Origin of the sequence: Flavobacterium aquicola (assembly GCF_003385115.1) — a bacterium.
GTDB lineage: Bacteria > Bacteroidota > Bacteroidia > Flavobacteriales > Flavobacteriaceae > Flavobacterium > Flavobacterium aquicola.
In genome coordinates, this window is sequence record NZ_QUNI01000002.1 from 109,561 (window position 1) to 131,137 (window position 21,577).

General features: G+C 34.1%; 22 protein-coding genes. 14 read left to right on the plus strand and 8 right to left on the minus strand.

The features are described from left to right. Positions 1 to 28 precede the first annotated feature (28 nt). The 5 genes from C8P67_RS03110 (at position 29) to C8P67_RS03130 (ending at position 4,546) form a co-directional block, all read left to right on the plus strand. Positions 29 to 916: a 3-hydroxyacyl-CoA dehydrogenase family protein gene (locus C8P67_RS03110; RefSeq protein WP_115810315.1), complete on the plus strand. Its 888-nt coding sequence runs from the start codon at positions 29 to 31 to the stop codon at positions 914 to 916. Between the two features lie 88 nt (positions 917 to 1,004). After that, positions 1,005 to 1,592: a hypothetical protein gene (locus C8P67_RS03115; RefSeq protein WP_147298193.1), complete on the plus strand. Its 588-nt coding sequence runs from the start codon at positions 1,005 to 1,007 to the stop codon at positions 1,590 to 1,592. Next, positions 1,589 to 2,272: a YggS family pyridoxal phosphate-dependent enzyme gene (locus tag C8P67_RS03120; protein ID WP_115810319.1), complete on the plus strand. Its 684-nt coding sequence runs from the start codon at positions 1,589 to 1,591 to the stop codon at positions 2,270 to 2,272. Before C8P67_RS03115 ends, C8P67_RS03120 begins: the two co-directional genes overlap by 4 nt. A 54-nt stretch (positions 2,273 to 2,326) precedes the next feature. Beyond that, positions 2,327 to 3,688 (plus strand): exonuclease domain-containing protein, encoded by a 1,362-nt coding sequence (locus C8P67_RS03125; protein WP_115810321.1) that lies wholly within the window; start codon positions 2,327 to 2,329, stop codon positions 3,686 to 3,688. A 9-nt stretch (positions 3,689 to 3,697) separates the two neighbouring features. Further along, entirely contained in the window at positions 3,698 to 4,546 is an 849-nt protein-coding gene (locus tag C8P67_RS03130; RefSeq protein WP_115810323.1) for an ion transporter, read from the plus strand. Here C8P67_RS03130 and C8P67_RS03135 read toward each other — a convergent pair. Beyond that, complete coding sequence (locus C8P67_RS03135) at positions 4,523 to 4,714, minus strand: hypothetical protein (RefSeq protein WP_147298194.1); 192 nt, start codon at positions 4,712 to 4,714, stop codon at positions 4,523 to 4,525. The genes C8P67_RS03130 and C8P67_RS03135 overlap by 24 nt on opposite strands. 13 nt (positions 4,715 to 4,727) lie before the next feature. Here C8P67_RS03135 and miaA point away from each other — a divergent pair, with 13 nt between their 5' ends. Then, complete coding sequence (gene miaA, locus C8P67_RS03140; protein ID WP_115810327.1) at positions 4,728 to 5,648, plus strand: tRNA (adenosine(37)-N6)-dimethylallyltransferase MiaA; 921 nt, start codon at positions 4,728 to 4,730, stop codon at positions 5,646 to 5,648. Between the two features lie 210 nt (positions 5,649 to 5,858). Continuing rightward, entirely contained in the window at positions 5,859 to 6,599 is a 741-nt protein-coding gene (locus tag C8P67_RS03150; protein ID WP_115810331.1) for an acyl-[acyl-carrier-protein] thioesterase, read from the plus strand. A gap of 75 nt (positions 6,600 to 6,674) precedes the next feature. Here C8P67_RS03150 and C8P67_RS03155 read toward each other — a convergent pair whose 3' ends face one another. From C8P67_RS03155 to C8P67_RS03165, 3 genes are all read right to left on the minus strand, one after another. Then, a complete protein-coding gene (locus C8P67_RS03155) occupies positions 6,675 to 7,628 on the minus strand; it encodes a LamG domain-containing protein (RefSeq protein ID WP_115810333.1) in 954 nt (317 codons plus the stop codon). 331 nt (positions 7,629 to 7,959) lie between these two features. After that, a complete protein-coding gene (locus tag C8P67_RS03160; RefSeq protein WP_115810335.1) occupies positions 7,960 to 9,000 on the minus strand; it encodes a PLP-dependent cysteine synthase family protein in 1,041 nt (346 codons plus the stop codon). Between the two features lie 73 nt (positions 9,001 to 9,073). Beyond that, positions 9,074 to 11,134 (minus strand): S9 family peptidase, encoded by a 2,061-nt coding sequence (locus C8P67_RS03165; RefSeq protein WP_115810337.1) that lies wholly within the window; start codon positions 11,132 to 11,134, stop codon positions 9,074 to 9,076. 141 nt (positions 11,135 to 11,275) lie between these two features. Between C8P67_RS03165 and C8P67_RS03170 the strand changes: the two genes are divergently transcribed. From C8P67_RS03170 to C8P67_RS03180, 3 genes are all read left to right on the plus strand, one after another. Continuing rightward, the gene (locus C8P67_RS03170) at positions 11,276 to 11,596 is read left to right on the plus strand and encodes a YbaB/EbfC family nucleoid-associated protein (protein WP_115810339.1); all 321 of its coding nucleotides are present in this window, start codon (positions 11,276 to 11,278) and stop codon (positions 11,594 to 11,596) included. Positions 11,597 to 11,729: 133 nt separating this feature from the next. Continuing rightward, complete coding sequence (locus C8P67_RS03175) at positions 11,730 to 12,716, plus strand: hypothetical protein (protein WP_115810341.1); 987 nt, start codon at positions 11,730 to 11,732, stop codon at positions 12,714 to 12,716. A gap of 87 nt (positions 12,717 to 12,803) precedes the next feature. Continuing rightward, positions 12,804 to 13,247: a GNAT family N-acetyltransferase gene (locus tag C8P67_RS03180; protein WP_115810343.1), complete on the plus strand. Its 444-nt coding sequence runs from the start codon at positions 12,804 to 12,806 to the stop codon at positions 13,245 to 13,247. Between the two features lie 12 nt (positions 13,248 to 13,259). On the opposite strand, the gene C8P67_RS03185 is transcribed toward C8P67_RS03180, so the two are convergent. Continuing rightward, positions 13,260 to 14,285 carry a threonine aldolase family protein gene (locus tag C8P67_RS03185; RefSeq protein WP_115810345.1) on the minus strand — a complete coding sequence of 342 codons (1,026 nt, stop codon included), beginning with the start codon at positions 14,283 to 14,285 and terminating at the stop codon, positions 13,260 to 13,262. A 98-nt stretch (positions 14,286 to 14,383) separates the two neighbouring features. Between C8P67_RS03185 and prfB the strand changes: the two genes are divergently transcribed. After that, positions 14,384 to 15,482, plus strand: a protein-coding gene (gene prfB / locus C8P67_RS03190; RefSeq protein ID WP_115810346.1) for a peptide chain release factor 2 whose coding sequence is annotated in 2 segments (ribosomal slippage) — positions 14,384 to 14,446 and positions 14,448 to 15,482 — 1,098 coding nt in all. Because the reading frame shifts where the segments join, the coding sequence is not laid out codon by codon here. Between the two features lie 69 nt (positions 15,483 to 15,551). Here the strand turns inward: prfB and C8P67_RS03195 are convergent. After that, a complete protein-coding gene (locus C8P67_RS03195; protein ID WP_115810348.1) occupies positions 15,552 to 16,457 on the minus strand; it encodes a phospholipase A in 906 nt (301 codons plus the stop codon). A 278-nt stretch (positions 16,458 to 16,735) separates the two neighbouring features. Between C8P67_RS03195 and C8P67_RS03200 the strand changes: the two genes are divergently transcribed. Together C8P67_RS03200 and C8P67_RS03205 are read left to right on the plus strand one after the other, a co-directional pair. Continuing rightward, entirely contained in the window at positions 16,736 to 18,364 is a 1,629-nt protein-coding gene (locus C8P67_RS03200) for an acyl-CoA carboxylase subunit beta (RefSeq protein ID WP_115810350.1), read from the plus strand. Between the two features lie 191 nt (positions 18,365 to 18,555). Continuing rightward, entirely contained in the window at positions 18,556 to 18,987 is a 432-nt protein-coding gene (locus C8P67_RS03205; RefSeq protein ID WP_115810352.1) for a DoxX family protein, read from the plus strand. 91 nt (positions 18,988 to 19,078) lie between these two features. On the opposite strand, the gene C8P67_RS03210 is transcribed toward C8P67_RS03205, so the two are convergent. Then, entirely contained in the window at positions 19,079 to 20,134 is a 1,056-nt protein-coding gene (locus C8P67_RS03210) for an AMP-binding protein (RefSeq protein WP_115810354.1), read from the minus strand. A gap of 36 nt (positions 20,135 to 20,170) precedes the next feature. Next, a complete protein-coding gene (locus C8P67_RS03215) occupies positions 20,171 to 21,082 on the minus strand; it encodes a CPBP family intramembrane glutamic endopeptidase (RefSeq protein WP_115810356.1) in 912 nt (303 codons plus the stop codon). A 105-nt stretch (positions 21,083 to 21,187) separates the two neighbouring features. Here C8P67_RS03215 and arsC point away from each other — a divergent pair, with 105 nt between their 5' ends. Next, the gene (gene arsC, locus C8P67_RS03220; RefSeq protein ID WP_115810358.1) at positions 21,188 to 21,529 is read left to right on the plus strand and encodes an arsenate reductase (glutaredoxin); all 342 of its coding nucleotides are present in this window, start codon (positions 21,188 to 21,190) and stop codon (positions 21,527 to 21,529) included. Positions 21,530 to 21,577 lie beyond the last annotated feature (48 nt).

Here is a 21,577-nt window from a genome sequence, read left to right on the forward strand (position 1 = left end):
AACTTTTTTAACTTATAAATATCATAAAATGAAAATTATTGCTGTAATCGGAGCTGGAACTATGGGTAACGGAATTGCCCATACTTTTGCGCAAAGTGGTTTTACCGTAAAACTGATTGATGTTTCCGAAAAATCACTTGATAAAGGGATGGCGACTATTTTCGCTAATTTAGACCGAATGGTTTCTAAAGGAACCATAACCGAAGAAGACAAAGTCAAAACCATTACCAATATTATTACTTACACTGATATAAAAGACGGTGTTGTAGGAGCTGATTTAGTAGTCGAAGCAGCTACCGAAAATGTAGAATTAAAACTAAATATTTTCAAGCAATTAAACGAAGCATGTTCTCATAATACGATTTTAGCAACCAACACTTCGTCTATTTCGATTACTCAAATTGGAGCCGTTGTAGCGCATCCGGAACGTGTAATAGGAATGCACTTCATGAATCCGGTGCCAATCATGAAACTAGTTGAAATCATTCGTGGATATAACACCAGTGATGAAGTGACAAACATCATCATGAAGTTATCCGAAAAACTGGGAAAAACTCCCGTGGAAGTAAATGATTACCCAGGTTTTGTTGCCAATAGAATTTTGATGCCAATGATTAACGAAGCAATCGAAACCCTATACAACAAAGTTGCCGGCGTTTATGAAATTGACACCGTTATGAAACTAGGAATGGGACATCCGATGGGACCTTTACAACTAGCCGATTTCATTGGCCTTGATGTTTGTCTGGCGATATTAAATGTAATGTACGACGGTTTCAAAAACCCAAAATATGCGCCTTGTCCGTTATTGGTAAATATGGTTAGAGCTGGAAAACTAGGAATTAAATCAGGTGAAGGCTTTTATGATTACAGTGAAAGCAAAAAAGCAGAGAAGATTTCGAAGCAGTTTGTTTAAGCTAGAAGTTTATTAAATTTTACAAAAACACATTTCAAAATTCAAAAAATTTAGTATTCCAATCCCATTAAACAACAAAAAGGAATGTATGAAAAATTTACTACGAACACTTTTTATGTTTACAACAACGATTTGTATTTCACAGAATATAAAAATTGATACTAATAAACGAGAATTTACAATTAAAGAAATTGATAGTATTTGTTTAAAAAACGGAAGTGCTAATATTGTTTCGGAAGGAAAGATTGAAAGAAAGATTGAAAATTTAAATAAATCAAATGTAGTAATTGGAAATGGAGGCTTCTCGAATAAAATATATCTATATCATTTTGACGAAGCCAAATACAACGCATTAACAAATATTGAAAAAAGAAAATATGATTTCAATCAATATTCCCGTTTAATAAAAGGTGAATATCATGAAGGCGTAAATTACAAAAAATCATATTCAGAAAATATCTATGGTGAATTTTATTATTTAAATGATTTACTTTTTTACATAAAGGTTAAAATTATTAGAACGGAAAAAAACAAAGAAGAGATATCGCAAATTTTCAATTTTAGCATTTCAGAATTGAACAATTCAAAATCAATAAAAAACATTTTCTTATTTGAAGTTAAAAGTTGGATTAAAAAAAGAAATAATGAAATTTTAGAAATTTATAATAAAAAATGAATACGATTCAACAAAACCTTCTCCACATAAAATCAACTCTTCCAGAACACGTTACTTTGGTGGCTGTTTCCAAAACCAAACCTGTTCCGGATTTAATGGAAGCCTATAATGCCGGTCAGCGTATTTTTGGTGAAAACAAAATTCAGGAAATGGCCGATAAATGGGAACAAATGCCCAAAGACATTGAATGGCACATGATTGGGCATGTACAAACTAATAAAGTTAAATACATGGCTCCTTTCGTGAGTTTGATTCATGGTGTTGATAGTTTGAAATTATTGGAAGAAATCAACAAGCAAGCCAAAAAAAGTAATAGAATTATTGATTGTTTATTACAAATATACATAGCCGAAGAAGAATCAAAATTCGGATTGGACAAAGAAGAATTGTCAGCACTATTGACCTCTCCAATTTTAGAAGAAATGAAAAATATTCGAATAGTTGGTTTAATGGGAATGGCAACTTTCACAGATAATCAAAACCAAATCAAAAAGGAATTCACGCATTTGAAAACGATTTTTGATGGATTAAACGACACAGTCGGATCACGTAGAGATGCACTGCAGTGCATCTCTACGCCGAAAACATTATCAATGGGAATGTCCGGCGATTACCAATTGGCAATTTCATGCGGAAGCACAATGGTTCGAATTGGAAGTAGTATATTTGGAGGAAGATAGAAAAACATCGTAAAGATGCACTGCAGTGCATCTCAACAAAACTAAAACTGAATTTTGTACGCAATACTCGACATAGAAACCACAGGAGGGCAATTCAACGAAGAAGGAATCACAGAGATTGCTATCTATAAATACGATGGGCATGAAATTGTGGATCAATTCATCAGTTTGATTAATCCTGAAATTCCAATTCAACCGTTTGTTGTCAAACTCACGGGTATCAATAACGAAATGCTTCGTGGCGCGCCAAAGTTTTACGAAGTTGCCAAACGTATTATCGAGATAACAAACGACTGCGTACTTGTGGCACACAACGCCTCATTTGATTATCGAATTCTCCGCACCGAATTTCGTCGCCTCGGATATGATTTCAATATCAAAACCCTTTGTACCGTAGAATTGTCACAGCGTTTAATGCCGGAACAACCATCACACAGTCTGGGAAAATTAGTAAGAGCATTGGGAATTCCCATGGCCGACAGACACAGAGCCAGCGGTGATGCAATGGCGACGGTCAAACTTTTCAAGATGCTTTTGGACAAAGATTTAGAAAAGACAATTACAAAAGAACTAATCAAATTTGAAGTTATCAAAGGAGTTTCTCCTCGATTATTGGACATAATCGAAAGCCTTCCATCCAAAACCGGAATTTATTACATTCATAGAGAAGACGGCAGTATCATATTCATCGGCCAAAGCAAAAACATAAAAAAGAGAGTCAATCAGCACTTTACAGGAATAACCAGCAGTGCCAAAAAAATTCAAACTGAAGTATTCACAGTAACATTTGAAGAAACAGGAAGCGAATTGATTGCACTATTAAAAGCATCCGAAGAAATAAAGAAAAACAGTCCGATTTACAACAGAATGTCACGCAAAAAAACGCTGAATTGGGCAATCTATGCCGAAAAAGACAGTGACGGATATTTGAATTTAAAACTTCAAAAGGCAGATGGACGCAAAAAAGAAATAACTGCTTTTTCCAGCCAGCAGGAAGCAAAATCTGCCCTAAGCCGTATTACGGCAAGTTATCAATTGTGTCCGAAGCTGACAGGTCTTTCGGATTCGAAAACGCCTTGTCCGCAAAACGAAAACAATCCATGTGACGGTGCCTGTTCAAAGAAAATAACTCCCGAAGAATATAATGCCAGAGTTCAGGTTTTTATCGACAAAAATCTTTTTGATAATAAAAACATGATTATCATTGACCGTGGCCGAAAAACAGGTGAACACAGCGCTATTCTAATAGAAAACGGAGTTTACAAAGGTTATGCTTTTTATGATTTGAACTATCAGATTAACACTCCGGATATTCTGAAAAATATCTTGATTCCAACACCCAACAATAAAAATACCCGAAATTATATTCAGGAATATCTAAGAAAAAACAGAGTTCAAAAAATTATTAATTTTTAATAATTACAATTGAGAAAAATTAAATCTAAATATGATGCTTTCAGGCAACAAACCCGAATCATAGTCCACGGCACAACTACAAGCGCCGGACAAATATTTGATTTGGTACTTTTGGGTGTAATTTTATTGAGTCTCTTTTTGGTTATCATGGAAACCGTCGAAGGTTTCAATGCCAAATACCACAGCCAACTCGTTTTTTTAGAATGGATAATTACTATTTTCTTCACTATCGAGTATATTCTACGGGTAATTTCTATAGACAAACCAATCAAATACATTTTTAGTTTCTACGGTATAATAGATCTAATTGCAACTTTACCTATGTATTTGTCAATATTTTTCCCAGGAACAAGTATATTAACCGCTGTTCGGGCTCTACGATTGTTACGTCTGTTTAAAATTATCAATCATCCACATTTCACCAGTCAATCTGTACAATTGAAAGAGGCAGTCAACGCCAGCCGAGGGAAAATCATTGTATTTATCTATTTTGTTCTAATCTGTACAATCATTATTGGGTCCATAATGTACATTATCGAAGGTAAAGAAAGTGGTTTTACCAGCATCCCAACAAGCATCTACTGGACTATTGTAACCTTAACAACAGTAGGTTATGGCGACATTTCTCCGCAAACTCCGTTGGGACAAATTTTTGCTTCATTAGTAATGATTTTAGGTTACGGAATCATCGCCGTTCCTACCGGAATCATCACAGCCGAATTTGCAAAAAGAAACATACATACAAACTCAGACACTTTCAAAACTACTTGTACATCATGTAGTACAGTCATTCAAAATAAGGAAGCACTATTTTGCCATCATTGCGGAAATAAATTAAATGATTCTATTAGTAGCTAATCCAGCTGTACACTGCAACTCCTCGTTATTCCAGTAGTTTTTCCAAGGCATAAAAGGAGCTTCTTTCAGTCGCTCTTTTATACCAGGAAAAACAAACTGTAATAACTGCGGGGTTTCCGTTACCATCTGGGCTAGTGGAGCAGTAGTCAAAAGAAGAAATGCAAACATTGCAACAAAACAAATGAAATATTTAATTACCATAGTCGGACCAACAGCCATAGGAAAAACAGCCTTGAGCATCAAGTTGGCCAATCATTTTAACTGTGACATCATTTCCTGCGACAGTCGGCAGTTTTTCAGGGAAATGACTATTGGAACAGCCGTGCCAAATCCCGAAGAACTAGCTACAGCGACACATCATTTCATTCAAAACAAATCCATTTTTGACAATTATACCGTAGGCGATTTCGAAAAAGAAGCGCTCATAAAAATCGAAGAACTATTTCAAACCAATGATTACGCAGTCCTCGTTGGAGGTTCCGGATTGTATGTAGATGCCATTTTAAAAGGCTTTGACGAGTTTCCAGCCATAGATCCTGCCATTCGTGAAAACGTAAATTTAAATTATGAAAATCTCGGAATCGAATATTTACAACAACAGTTAGAAACACTTGACCCAGAATATTTTCAAAAAATAACTTTCGAAAATCCGCAGACCTTACAAAACCCGCAACGCATGATGCGATTTGTAGAAGTTTGCCTAGGAACTGGAAAACCGTATTCCTCCTTTTTAAACCAAAAGAAAAACAACCGCAATTTCACACCAATCGTCATCGGTCTGGAAGCTGACAGAAACGTAATTTACGATAGAATTAACCTGCGAGTCGATATTATGATCAATGAAGGACTTTTGGCGGAAGCCGAAACTTTATATCCAAACAAGGAATTAAACGCATTACAAACGGTAGGATATAGAGAATTATTCAGTTACTTTGATGGAGATTTCACATTGCCTTTTGCCATTGAGGAAATCAAGAAAAACACACGCCGGTTTTCAAAACGTCAGCTCACATGGTTCAAACGCAAAGAAAACACCCAATGGTTTGATTATTTGACAGATCAAAAAAATATAATTAAGTACATTGAAAATCATTTAATATGAATACATTAAAACTAATAGCTAAAACTATTTTTTTAATTTTTACTATATGTTTAATAATAGCATATTCTATTTCATTAGTAACAAAAATTGAACAACCTCATTTTAAAAATTTAAATACTAAAGAATTAATTCTTTTAGGAATTCTATTATTAGGTTTTATTTTCATCAACTTCAAATTATTTTCCCCATACTTTAAAAATAAAAAATAAAATGCCAATAAGTCCAGATTTTACCTCAATATTAAGCAAAGACTGGGAAATTAATTTTACCCAATGCACTCCAAACGGCTATTTAAAATACACTGATCTGTGTAATTTACTGCAATTAACAGCTGCCGCACATTCCGAAGTGGGCGGGATTAGTTTTACCGATATGCAGGAGTTCGACCAAGCATGGGTGCTCAGCAGAATGCGTGTAGAAATTACCGAATTACCCAAATGGAGAGACGTTGTAACCGTAAAAACATGGATTAACTCATTAGAAAATTCTCGTTCGGTTCGTGCACTCGAAATGCACGTAAACGGCAAAAAAATAATAGGATCTGAAACCTTTTGGGCAGTTTTTAACACCAAAGCACGAAGACCGGAACCATTGGCTTTGCCATACGAGCACTTTGAATTATTTCCCGACAAAAAAGCTACCGAAGAAGGTTTTTCTAAAATCAACATCAACCCCGAAAAAGAATCTGTTTTTGAAAAAACCGTTTATCTTTCAGACTTGGATATCGTAAATCATGCCAATAATGTCAAATATTTGGAATGGTGTCTGGATCATGTTGACGCAAAAAGAATTTTAAAACAAGAAGTCCAAAGCTTCGAAATGAATTTCCTGAAAGAGCTTTCCCTAAAAGACGAAGTCATCATTCACGAATGTGTCAATGAAACCGATGTCGTATTTAGCATTACTAAAGAAGATAAAACCTGCTTCGCTTTACAAATCAATTGGAAATAGATCCTAAGTACATAAAAAAAAGGCTGTGCCTAAATAGCACAACCTCCCTTGATTTTTTTTATACTTTTTAAAAAACTAATTCGATGTCAGTTTATTGTATGCTGTACTATTATGCAGATTAGTACTTACTTTCAATAAATATGTACCTTCAGGCAGTGTGGTTATATCAATTTCATTTTTGTCACCGCTCAACACTTTAAAACCTTCTGAAGAATAAATTTCAGACAACTTAACATCCATTGCTTCTAAGGGATTAGACAGCGCTACATCAGATTTTGTAACAGTTTTTTTTGTAATTGTTTTTACACTTCCTTTTTGGGTTAAGGCTTTAGCCGGACTAACCTCAGCAACTGCATCCTTTACTGCTATTGAAGAGCCATCATTATATATAGCTGCAACTTCTTGAGCTGATAAAGCGACATTATAAATTTTCAAATCATCTATATCAGCATTAATGCTAACTGCAGATCCCATTCTACCTATTCCAAAAACCACCGCAGAAGTCAGTTTTCTAGGACTTATAGATGATTTAATCAGTTCGCCGTCTCTATAAATTTTCGAAGTAAGTCCATCATACGTTACAGTATAGTTATACCAAATCCCCGCAGCAATTGTTGTCGTTACAATAACATCATTAGCCGGCCCCCAGCAGGCAAGATTTAAATCAGATGCTGAAGTGGTGGTACTTTGCTGTAATAAACCAAAATACTGGGCATTAGTTAAAGATCCATATCCCCAAATATAATTAGCTGTAGCAACATCATTATATTTAACCCAGATAGAAACTGTCCTTTGAGAATTAGAACATGGTAAATTAGCTATAGTTGCTTCTAGAACAGTATTAGAAACACGTATTGCATTATTAGCCATACCTGCTCTATCCTTTACAAATTTAGCAATACCTGAAAATGAAATATCATTTGCTGTATTACTAAAATTACCATTAAACTTAAATTCTTGAATTGCTGTTTGAGCATTAACTTGAAAAGAAAATACCAACATTACTGTAAAAAGTATAATTTTTTTCATAAGCTTGTAGGATTAAATTTGACTATAAATAACCTGAGAATCATTTACATATCAAATTTAGAACTACATCGTAACAATATCCTAAATATTTCGATGAAATGTAAAAATACTCGTTTAATCAACTAAATATCATCAGCTTCAAATAAATTATACTCAACAAAAAGCAGATATAAACAGACTGTGTTAAAAAATTCACATTATTTTAACTGTTTGATTATTGAATTAAAAATACAAAAACAACAGCTACTTCTTATTAATTAAAAATCTAATAGGCAAAAAAAAGCTCCAGATTTACATCTAGAGCTTTTCGTATAATTAACAGTAAAATAATTTATTTGATAAATTCTATTTTCTGCGCTTCTTCTTCATTAACACTATCAAAGAATCCTTGATCGTTCATCCAGTCATCGCTAAACACTTTACTCATATAACGAGAACCATGATCTGGGAATATGGCAACTACATTACTATTTTCATCAAACTCACCTTCTTCAGCATATTGCTTGATAGCTTGCATTACTGCCCCTGAAGTATAACCAACAAATAATCCTTCTTTCCTAGTAATTTCTCTTGCGGAGTGAGCACTTTCCTCATCAGATACCTTGATAAATTTATCAATAATATCAAAGTCAGTTGCTGATGGAATTAAATTTTTACCCAATCCTTCTATTCTGTATGGGTAAATTTCATCGTTATCAAATTCCTTGGTTTCATGGTATTTTTTCAATACTGACCCAAAAGCGTCTACACCAAGAATCTTAACATTAGGATTTTGTTCCTTAAGAAATTTTGCAGTTCCAGAAATTGTTCCTCCAGTTCCGCTACAAGCAACAAGATGTGTTATTTTACCATTCGTTTGTTTCCAAATTTCAGGTCCTGTTGTTTTATAATGAGCATCAATATTTAATTGGTTAAAATACTGATTGATATAAATTGACCCTTTTGTTTCTTCATGAAGTCGTTTTGCTACATTGTAGTAAGAACGCTCATCATCAGCAGATACGTGAGCGGGGCAAACATATACCTTAGCCCCTAAACTCCTTAACATATCGATTTTATCTTTTGAAGATTTGGAACTCACCGCAAGAATACAGTTGTACCCCTTTATGATGCTTACCATTGCCAAACTAAATCCCGTATTACCAGAAGTAGTTTCGATTATAGTATCCCCTGGAGATAAAATCCCTTTTTTTTCTGCTTCTTCAATAATGTATAAAGCAATTCTATCTTTCGAAGAATGTCCCGGATTAAAAGACTCTACTTTTGCATAGAAGTTTCCTTTTAAATTCTCGGTTATACTATTTAGCTTAACAAGTGGCGTATTACCTATTAACTCTAAAATATTATTATAAGCATTTATTTCTTCTTTCATAAAAAAATAGTTTATCTGAGAGCATTTTTTTAATAGACCCCGATATGATGCAAATCTAACAAAAAAATTCTAATTAGTCTTTAATTTTCTCTAAATCTAATAAAAAACTATACTCTTTTGCCAATTCCTTAAGAGCTTCAAAGCGACCTGAAGCACCACCATGTCCTGCATCCATATTGGTATCCAAATAAAGTACATTATCATCTGTTTTTACGGCACGCAATTTAGCCACCCATTTAGCTGGTTCCCAATACTGTACTTGCGAATCATGCAAACCTGTAGACACGTACATATTTGGATATTTTTGAGGCAAAACATTATCGTATGGTGAGTAAGACAGCATATAATCATGATATTCCCGAACATTTGGATTACCCCATTCGTCATATTCTCCAGTCGTAAGCGGAATACTATCATCCAGCATAGTGGTTATCACATCTACAAAAGCCACCTGAGCGATTACTCCATTGTATAATTCAGGCGCAGTATTAACAACTACACCCATCAACAAACCACCAGCTGAACCGCCTTCGGCATATAAATGCTGTGGTGATGTATATTTTTCGGCAATCAAAAATTTGGAACAATCTATGAAATCAGTAAATGTATTTTTTTTCTTCAATAACTTCCCATCTTCATACCATTGTCTTCCCAAATCTTCACCCCCGCGGATATGCGCAATTGCAAAAATAAAGCCTCGATCCAATAACGTTAAACGAGTCGTAGAAAAAGTTGCATCCATAGAATGACCATAAGAACCATAAGCATATTGAAGCAATGGATTTGCACCATCTTTCTTCAAACCTTTCCTGTACACCATCGAAATAGGTATCCTAACACCATCTTCCGCTGTAGCCCAAACACGTTCTTCGACATAATTGTTTTTATCAAACTTTCCACCTAATACTTCTTGCTCTTTTTTGATTTCTTTGGCTTTGGTTTTCATATTGAAATCAATAATTGACGATGGTGTAGTCATAGATTGATAGCCATAACGCAAAACATCGGTGTCAAAATCAACATTTCCTGTTGCATAAGCAGTATAGGTTTCACTTTCAAAAGGAAGATAATACTCCCCTTCTCCATTCCAAGGCATAATTCGGATTTTATTCAAACCATTTTCGCGTTCTTCCAGAACTAAAAAATCTTTAAATATCTCAATATCTTCTAGCAAAACATCGCCTCTATGAGGAATTACTTCTTCCCAATTGGTTTTTGATGTTTTGTTTACCGAAGTTTTCATCAATTTAAAATTCTCCGCCTTGTCCTTATTGGTTAAAATATAAAAACTATCACCATAATGATTGATACTATATTCCAATCCTCGAACTCTTTTCTGAAAAATTTTAAATTCTTCGTCAGGAGTATCGGCATCAAGGATTTGATACTCCGTAGTCAATGTACTCCCTGATTCAATAGCCAAATATTTTCTAGATTTGGACTTAAGAATCTCCACATTAAAAGTTTCGTCTTTTTCAAAATAAACCAATACATCATCTGTTTGCTTTGAACCTAATTTGTGCTTGAAAATTTTATCCGAACGCAACGTAACATCATCTTGATCCGAATAAAATATGGTTTTATTATCATTGGCCCAAACTGCGCTACCAGTGACATTTTCTATTTTATCATCTAAAATTTCGTTGGTTTCCAAGTTTTTGACTTGAATGGTATAAATCCTTCTTCCAACAATATCATAGCTAAAAAGAGCCAGCTTATTATCTGGGCTGATACTCAACGCTCCCAATTGAAAATAAGGCTTATCATTTGCCATTTCATTGCAATTGAAAAGTATTTCTTCTTTTGCCGAAAGGCTTTCTTTTTTTCGGGAATAAATTGGATAGTTCTGCCCTTTTTCATAGCGGGTGATATAATAATACCCATTAAAAAAATAAGGAACCGATTGATCGTCTTCCTTAATTCGGCTTTTCATTTCTTCAAAAAGAGCTTTTTGAAAATCTTTGGTATGTGCTGTTTTTTCTTGGTAATAAGCGTTTTCCTGATTCAAATAATCAATAACTTCAGGATTTTCTCGGTCATTTAACCAAAAATAATTATCAATTCGAACTTCACCAAATTTTTTTAATTTCTTAGGAATAACTTTAGCTACAGGGGCTGTACTATTTTCTGGCATTGTTTGCGAGTTGATTTAGTATTATTACGATTGCAAAAATAACATAAAGCGGTTTCAAAACGAATTCGATTTTTATCTTATTTAACATAACTAAATGTCAAATTGCGTAATTTTGTTTTCAATAATTTAAAAATCACCAAAATGGATTTAATGGGAATGATGGGCAAACTTAGAGAAACCCAACAAAAAATCGAAGATACTAAAAAACGTTTAGACACAGTACTAATTGACGAACAAAGTAATGACAGTCTGCTAAAAGTTACCTTGACTGCCAATACAAAAATTAAATCAATCACCATTGATGATTCTCTATTGGAAGACAAGGAACAACTGGAAGATTACTTGATTTTGGTACTAAATAAAGCGATTGAAAAAGCAGCAACAATCAACCAAGCAGAGTTGGATGCTGTTGCCAAAATGGATATGCCGATGATTCCAGGAATGGACAATCTTTTTAAATAAAATTCAAAAAGGGTTTAAAGCTGAATAGTTTTCTTTAAACCCTTTAAACAAAACAACAATTCTAAAGCTAAATTGACTTAGAAACAAAAAATCAAGTACCTCAAAAATACCCTAAAAAAACATGAAGCTTTTAATGAAAATCTCAGCTGTTATTTACATAGCACTTCTTTTTTCTTGTTCAAACGACACGCCTGCATCTTCAGAAAACAACACATCTAAACCTTCTGACAACAACAAAATCAAAGATGACTTCAGTTATTTAGCTGTAAATGCATCAGGGAAAATTCAAAAAATCGGAAATAATACAGGTAAAATAAGTACATTTTCTCAATTCGAAGGATTAAACGAATCCTATTTTGTCCATTTAAACAACATTACGACCAATTCAGAAAAAATATTTTTAATTAATCATATTTCTCCAAGTGACAAACTTTACATTTTTGATAAAAAAACAAAAACAACAATATCAAAAGAATTAGTTTTTCCAAAGGAAATTACAGGATTTGAGCCTACTTTAACTTCCATTATATGGGATGAGTCAAAAAAAATACTTTATGGAATTATTGTTGACAATCCCTATAGCAAATCCCCCACAAATACATGCTATTTTATAAAAATCAATCCAAATAATTTTACAATAACATACGAAGGATTAACTTTCAACCAAACTGCCTCTTCTTCAGCTTATTTGAATAACAACAAAGTATATAGTTCCTACCTTAATGATGGGTTTACTATTGAAATAGATTTAGTAAATAATACTGCAAAAAAAGTATTATATAATAATGCCAAAACCACATATATAAAACCTATTGCTTATGACAACAATATGGCTTATTGTTTCAGACAAGTGCCAAGCCGTAATATATTAACAAAGTTAAATCTGAGCAATAATACATACGAGGATGTATTACCGAATGAAAGCTTTTACTCCTACCCACCTTTTGGAAATGGTTTTATAGACAAATTGAACGATCAATACATTTGTTTCATGACCGACAGCCAGCAATTTCAAATTTTAAAATACAATATTTCCACCAAAACTTTCAGTGTTTTAAAGATAACTTCTGATTCGACAATTGACAGTAATCTTATAATTATTGACAAAATCGACAATTAAAACAGTAAATAATTTTAAAAAAAACTTGCAAGACTTATTTCCTGCAAGGTTTTTTTCAAACTTTGAACATCTTAATTTTAATGAATTATGATAACAAACTTAACTTTCAGAAAAGCATCCAAAGAAGACATCGAATTTCTCCTTTGGCTTCGCAAAGAAACGATGGTACAGTATCTCATTAATTCGAGAATGGAAGTAAACGAAGAAAGTCATTTAAGCCGAATAAATTACCATTTTGAACATGCCAAAATAATTCTATTAAATAATCAAAAAATTGGACTTTTAAAAACAGCCGAACAAGATGGCGAAATTGAAATCCTTCAAATTCAGATAGCTCCAAACCATCAAAACAAAGGTATCGGAAGCCAAATCATCAAATCCATTCTAAAAGAATCTTTCGCAAAGAAAATCCCAGTAAGACTAAGTGTCCTTAAAGCAAACAAAGCCCAAACTCTATATAAGAATTTAGGCTTTGAAATATATGATGAAAATGAATTTTCATATTTTATGAAAACTACTTTAAACGTTTAAACATTCTTAAACCTACAAAACAATCTTCTGCAGCGTCTCCAAAACATACGTATGCATGACTTCTTTATAATCAAGATGCGTTACAATTCTAAGTTTTCCATGTCCAAGGGAACTAATCAAAATATTTTTCTCTTTCAGCTTCTCGATAAGTAATTTTTCACTCAAACCTTCTCGGACCGAAAAAATCAAAATGTTAGTTTCTACAGGCTCAACTTTACCAATCCAAGGCAATCTTAACAAAACTTCAGCAATTTCCCTGGCTCTTCTATGATCGTCAACTAATTTGGCAATATTGTTGTCTATCGCAAAATTTCCTGCAGCAGCAAGATATCCAACCTGACGCATTCCTCCGCCTAATATTTTTCTAATTCGTAATGCCCTATGAATTGTAGCTTTATCACCCAAAAGCACTGAACCAATCGGTGCTCCCAAACCTTTGGACAAACAAACCGAAATCGTATCAAATAACGCCCCAAACTCTCTTGGATGCTGTTTTTTGGCAACAACGGCATTCCAAATCCGGGCGCCATCTAAATGAAATTTTAAATTATTAGCAACACAAACTGCTTTTATTTTTTTCAGTTCATTTAAATCATAACAAGCTCCACCACCTTTATTTGTTGTATTTTCCACACAAACCAAACTCGTAAGCGGGCTATGATAAAATTCAGGATCATTTATTGCACCAGCTACCTGCTCGGCCGTAATCATGCCGCGAACTCCATCCAATAAACAGCAGGAAACTCCGCTATTAAACGAAACTCCACCTCCTTCATAGTGATATACGTGAGCATATTTATCGGCTATCAATTGCTCACCTGGCTGTGTATGCAGCTTAATCGCCGTTTGATTTGCCATAGTTCCCGATGGAAAAAAAAGCCCCGCTTCCATACCAAACATACTTGCCAATCTTGCCTCGAGCGCAATAACTGTAGGGTCTTGTTTATACACATCATCCCCCACTTGGGCATTAAACATGTATTGCAGCATTTCGACCGATGGTTTGGTAATCGTATCACTAATCAAATTTATTTCCATAATCTAAAAACTAAATCCTATTTTTGTAAACTCAAAACTAGTAAAATTATTATCAGGAGTTGATCCAATAATTTTCGACACAAAATTACTATAAATTTATGACAACTACCGAACAAATAAAAGGTATTGTAGAACGCCTTGGTGCGTTGAGGAGGTATCTTTGACGTTGATGCCAAGCTTATCGAAATAGCCAACGAAGAAGAAAAAACTTTTGCGCCCGACTTTTGGAACAATGCCAAAGAAGCCGAAATTATTGTAAAAAATCTTCGAGGAAAAAAGAAATGGATTGAAGACTATAACAAGGCTGTCGACATGACTGACGAGTTACAGCTTGCTTATGATTTCTACAAAGAAGGAGAATTAACTCCCGAAGAACTAGATCATCAGTACGATGTAACCCAAGCTCACATTGAAGCAATCGAATTCAAAAATATGCTTTCAGAAGAAGGTGATAGTTTGAGTGCAGTTCTTCAGATTACTGCCGGAGCCGGCGGTACAGAAAGCTGCGATTGGGCCGAAATGCTTATGCGTATGTACATGATGTGGGCTGAAAAGGAAGGCTACAAAATCCGTGAACTGAATTTTCAAAAAGGTGATGCAGCCGGTATAAAAACGGTTACATTAGAAATTGAAGGTGATTATTCTTTTGGTTATCTGAAAGGAGAAAACGGCGTTCACCGTTTGGTGCGTATTTCGCCTTTTGACAGTAATGCAAAAAGACATACTTCTTTTGTTTCCGTGTACGTATATCCGCTTGTTGACGACACTATCGAAATTGAAATCAATCCAGCCGATATAGAAATTACAACCGCTCGTTCCAGTGGTGCCGGAGGTCAAAATGTAAACAAGGTAGAAACCAAAGTACAATTGACACACAAGCCAACCGGAATTCAGATTCAGTGTTCTGAGACGCGTTCGCAGCACGATAACAGAACTCGTGCGATGCAAATGTTACGTTCTCAATTATATGAAATTGAACTCAAAAAACAGCAGGAACAGCGTTCTGATATTGAAGCCGGAAAAATGAAAATTGAATGGGGATCACAAATACGTAATTATGTAATGCAACCCTACAAACTAGTCAAAGATGTTAGAACAGGACAGGAAACCAGCGATGTAGACAGCGTAATGAATGGAAACATTGATGGCTTTCTAAAAGCATATCTAATGATGATGGGACAAAAAGAGGAAGAATAAATACTGAAAGTATTCTGACTTATAAATGCAAACCCGACAGTTTCAACTTGTCGGGTTTTTTATATAAAATTACAGCCATTCAACCAGGGAAATTCCAACTCCAACTGTTGTCTGTAAATGATTATAATCTATTAATGACTCACCATAACCATGTGAAACTTGAAAATAAGCTTTCAAATTGTTTTTAATGGGGTAAGACCAGGAAAATTCTGCGTAACCTCTTGGCGTTGAATTGAAATTCATATTATAACCTCCCAGGAATGAAACTATATGTCCTTTTTTTTCATAAATAACATTCAAATCAGCACGTCCTGTATAATCTGAAATATCTGGATTGTCCCCGCTATTATCTGACAATCCATACCATGACCTCAAATAAACCGTCCAGTTTTTTCGTTCGAGTCCTGCATGTAGAATAAATCTGTTTAAACTCCTTGAAAAAGGGTCGCTTTTTCCATTAGACAAATGGTTAAATGCAATTCCTACCATTCGGGTATTAAAACCTAAAACCTTAAATTTGACAGGGAAATTCAAAATTATTTCAGGTTCATAATTTATTTCCCTGAAAGGACGTGAAAGTTCATGATTATAAAGCTGCCAAAATGATTTTTGGGTATAAGCAACCCATAAATCGGCACTTCCCCACAAAAAACTCTGCAACACCTTAGTCTTAAAACTCAATTGAAATTTAAACTCAATGTTATCATACGGCAGCTCTTCCGGCACTATATATTCAGGGCTGTTATTTTCAGAATGAGGCTGATCATTGGGATTGCTTGAATACTTACCTAACAGGAAGTAAATAGGCTTGTACGGCGTTAGTAAAAAAGTACTTCTAACAGCAGTGGTATCTAATTCCCATCGCTGAGACAAATTTTTGGGTTTGACTCTAATATCATTCAAAGATTGAATCTGGGCATGTGCTGCAAAAGAAAGTAACAGCCAGAAAAAGGTTATAGATGTTCTTAATTTCATATAAATTAAATGTGGTTTTCATTAACAAATGTACTTTCTAGTGAAACAAAGCCATTATAGCTTTTCAATTAATATTTATATAATTATCACATTAAAAAACTTTATTAAGTTCTCGACCAGGACATGCTATAAGCATTGTTAAAATATATCCAGTTTTTATTTTTAAATATCTTTAAAGAACATTAAATTGCTGAAAATTTAAAATCAAACTTATAAAACGAATAATTTCAATCGTTTTCGTAAATTAGCAGACATTAAGAAAACACATTTTTACTCTTATGGATTTAAACTTCAATACAAACGAAGATCACAATAAGCTTTTACTTTCTGACCTCAGACAAAAATTTGCCAAAGTCAAACTTGGAGGAGGTGAAAAACGAATCGAAAAACTTCATGCCGAAGGAAAAATGACCGCTCGAGAGCGAATTGATTATCTATTAGATGAAAATGCAAAATCCATTGAGATTGGAGCTTTTGCCGGTAAAAAAATGTATGCAGAACATGGCGGCTGTCCGTCAGGCGGGGTGATAGTAAAAATTGGATACATCAGAGGAAAACAATGTATTGTTGTTGCCAATGATGCAACTGTAAAAGCTGGCGCATGGTTTCCTATTACTGCTAAGAAAAACCTTAGAGCTCAGGAAATCGCGATAGAAAATCGTCTACCCCTTATCTATTTGGTTGACAGCGCAGGAGTTTATCTGCCTTTGCAGGACGAAATTTTTCCAGACAAGGAACATTTTGGACGCATCTTCAGGAACAACGCCATAATGAGCAGTATGGGAATCACCCAAATAGCTGCTGTTATGGGCAGCTGTGTAGCTGGCGGTGCGTATCTTCCGATTATGAGCGATGAAGCTTTAATTGTTGATAAAACAGGAAGCATCTTTTTGGCAGGCAGTTATTTAGTCAAAGCTGCTATTGGAGAAAGTATTGACAATGAAACTTTGGGAGGAGCAACAACACACTGCGAAATTTCAGGTGTAACAGATTACAAAGCCAAAGATGATAAAGACGCTTTAGATAAAATAAAAAATATAGTCGATAAAATTGGTGATTTCGATAAAGCAGGATTCAATCGCATTAAAGCAGAAAAACCGGCTTTGGACGAAAAAGAAATCTACGGCATTTTACCAAAAGCAAGAAATGAGCAATATGACATGATGGAAATCATCAGTCGATTGGTAGATAATTCAGAGTTTGAAGCATACAAAGAAGGATACGGTCAGTCGCTTATTACAGGCTATGCCAGAATTGACGGCTGGGCCGTGGGAATTGTTACCAATCAAAGAAAAGTTGTAAAGACTACCAAAGGTGAAATGCAGTTTGGCGGTGTTATTTATTCCGATTCTGCAGATAAAGCGACCCGTTTTATTGCTAATTGCAATCAAAAGAAAATTCCACTGGTATTTATTCAAGATGTGACCGGATTTATGGTAGGTTCAAAATCTGAACATGGGGGCATTATAAAAGATGGTGCCAAAATGGTGAATGCGGTTTCTAATTCGGTAGTGCCAAAATTCACCGTAATAGTTGGAAATTCTTATGGAGCTGGAAATTATGCTATGTGTGGCAAAGCATTTGATCCCCGATTAATATTTGCTTGGCCCAGTGCTGAATTAGCCGTTATGGGGGGCACGCAGGCGGCAAAAGTATTGGCACAAATTGAAGCTTCCTCTTTAAAAAGCAAAGGCGAAGTTATCGATGAAGTTAAGGAAGCTGAACTGTTTTCTAAAATTAAAGCGCGTTACGATGAACAAGTTTCTCCTTATTATGCCGCTGCCCGTTTGTGGACTGATGCCATTATTGATCCGCTGGATACTAGAACTTGGATATCAATAGGAATTGAAGCAGCTAACCATGCTCCTATCGAAAAACAATTTAATTTGGGAGTAATTCAGGTTTAGAATTCCAAATCCACCTATTTTAAAGCCTTTTAATCGTTTTTCATAAGAAGAATTTTAACACAGTACTATTAAAAGAATAACATAAATAAAATCACCTGATAAAAAGAATTAACATTTTTAAGCACAGCAAAACACACATATATCATTAATAATTAGTACCTTAGTAGTAACAATTTAAAACTCTAGATATTATGAACAATGTAAAAAGCTTAAATAAGTGGGCCAATGCGCATACTTATTTACCAGTAGATATACTTAGAATGGCTCTTGGTGTTTTTTTATTTATGAAAGGAGTTTATTTTTTTTCAAATACGCAGTATCTAATTGATTTATTATCGCCTATAGATAAATTCGACAAATTTGGAGGAGGTATGTTTCTGATTCATTATATAGCTCCTGCACATTTGATCGGCGGTATTTTAATTTTCTTCGGATTACTGACGCGCTGGGCCATAGCAGGACAGCTGCCTATTTTAATCAGTGCCATTATTATCAACTTTATGGGACAGATGCACCATCAAAATTTACTTTTGGCAATACTGACTCTGGGAGTGTGTATTTTTTTCCTAATTTATGGAGGCGGAAAAAATTCGGCAGATTATTATTTTAAAATGCAGCAGTAACTGTAATCCTGAATTAGCAGAAAATATTAGAAATAAAAAGAGAGGAATAATGTCCTCTCTTTTTTATTTCACAAAACTTTTGATTAAAATTTTAATTAGCAATAACTAATTTTTTACTCTCTTCTCTCATTATTTTGCCAGTAGCAGTTTCTTTAAATTTAGGTATAAAAATAATGTCTTTTGGTTTCTCATATTTATCCAAAACATCAAATACTGAGTTATTGATATCTATTGTTTCTCCTTCTACATATAAAACCACTTTTTCACCCAAACTATCATCTTGCTCACCATTTACAAAATAACGTCTAGGAATCAATGTAGATAGTTTGCTCTCAACCTGCTCAGGCATAATTTTAATACCGCCGCTATTAATTACATTATCGAAACGTCCTAACCAGACAAACTGTGTATCTGAAATGAGCTTCACTATATCATTTGTAACGATTTTTTCGTTTCTGATATTTTTAGCAAGAATCTCTAAACATTGATTTTCATTGATAGAAACTGTAACATTTGGCAATGTTGTAAATGCCTCTGTACCAATTTTTTTAGCTGCAATATGAGTAATAGTTTCTGTCATTCCATAAGTCTCATAAATCTGGACTGGCAATTTAACCAATTCCTGTTCCAATGATTTATGAACCTTAACTCCCCCAATAATTATCTTTTTTATATTAGTTAGCTTATTGATCGAGTTTTTGGCCTGAAGTGGCACCATAGCGGCAAAATCATATTTTTGATCATTATATTCTAACGGATTTGAACTTGGCTCTACAAAATCCATATCCAGACCGAGAATAAATGAACGCACAAACATCATTTTACCAGCAACATAATTTACCGGCAGGCAATGCAGTACTTTATTTCCAGGCTCTAATCCAAAAAAATCTCCAGTTGAAATCGCTGACTGGACCATGGCCTCTTTTTCGACTCTTATTGTTTTTGGTTCACCTGTAGTTCCCGAAGTAAACATGTCGATATAAGATTTATCATCAAACCAGTCCAGTAAAAAATCTCCGACTGCCTGCTCAAAATCTGCTCCTTCTTTTATAAAACTATAAGCAATTCTGCATAAATCTTCTTTTGTTAAATGATGACCATTTATTTTAAAATGATTGTGTACATTTTTGTATGTTATTGCACTCATGATAATATTGATAATTTTATGTTACTCATCTAAAAATCAAATACTTTCTGTCAGTTTTTTTACCCACTCCGTCCATTTGTATTTATACCCAAATATAAGCAAAAGCAAAGGATAAATCACTATTACAGGGAAGATAATATCGAATCCAGCTTCAGGTTCTGACACATCTTTAAAAATAGAATACGTTTGAAAAGCAGTCCAGTCTGATGTCACTAATAGTGCTCCTATTAAGTTGTTTGCAGCATGAAATCCTAATGCTAGTTCCATTCCGTCATCCATCAAAGTAATTATACCTAACAACAATCCTGTTCCTATATAATACACCATAATTATATTGCCAATCTTCGAAACTTCGGGATTAGACAAATGCAGCAGTCCGAAAATAGCTGATGTCATCAACAATGGCAGCCATTTATTTCGTGATAAATTAGCGAAGCCCTGCATTAAATAACCCCTAAAAATCAATTCTTCAACAGTTGTCTGCACAGGAATCAATAGAACAGCGATTACCAGTAAAATTAAAAAAGGAATTGGCTGAAAATTAATTTCAAAATCAGATGGATTTAAATAATAAGTAACCAGCGTCGAAACAATAGTAATTAGTGTCCATATAGAAAATGAAAACAGCACTCTTTTCCAATCGATTTTTTTTCTGGTGGTAACTATTGACAGAAACGTTTGCTGATGCAAAAACCGAACAACAAAATACACACCACCCAGCGCCGCAACATAAGAAATGAGTAAAAGAAACAAATTTAAATTGGGTTCAAAAAAATGAAGCAGTTCGGCATCAGTAGTGGGATATGACTTTCCTTTAAAAGCGGTTTCAAATAAAATCATCGCCAACATAGGAATTTGTCCCAAAAAAGAGGCGACGACAATAATCACTAAACCTAAAAGATAATTCCAAAATTTATTTTTTTCGTTTATTCCCTGTTCTAAAAACATCCGTTATTTTTTTCTAGATTATACTTAAAATGGCATTTCAAATCTTACTTTTGCCGAAACTAAAGTAGCTATTTTTATTTTAGAATAACCCAAATATTAATCAAAATGATACAAATTTACCATAATCAGCGCTGCGGAAAATCAAGAAACTGTTTGTTGTTTTTACAAGAATCAAACCAAGAGTTTGAAATTATTAATTATCTCAATACTCCTCCTTCAGCAGAAGAATTGACTTCATTATTAAAAAAATTAAACTTCTCTCCTATTGAATTAGTTCGGCAAAAAGAAAAAATCTGGATTGAGAATTATAAAGGCAAAACTTTAACGGACCGGGAAATTATTGAGGCCATGGTCGAAAATCCAATTCTTATCGAAAGACCAATCGTAGTTAAAGATAATCAGGCAATTATAGGCCGAGACTTGGATCAAGTAGAACCATTTCTTTAAACATTAACATAAGTTTAAGAAACCTCATTTAAACTTTTTAAACTTTTC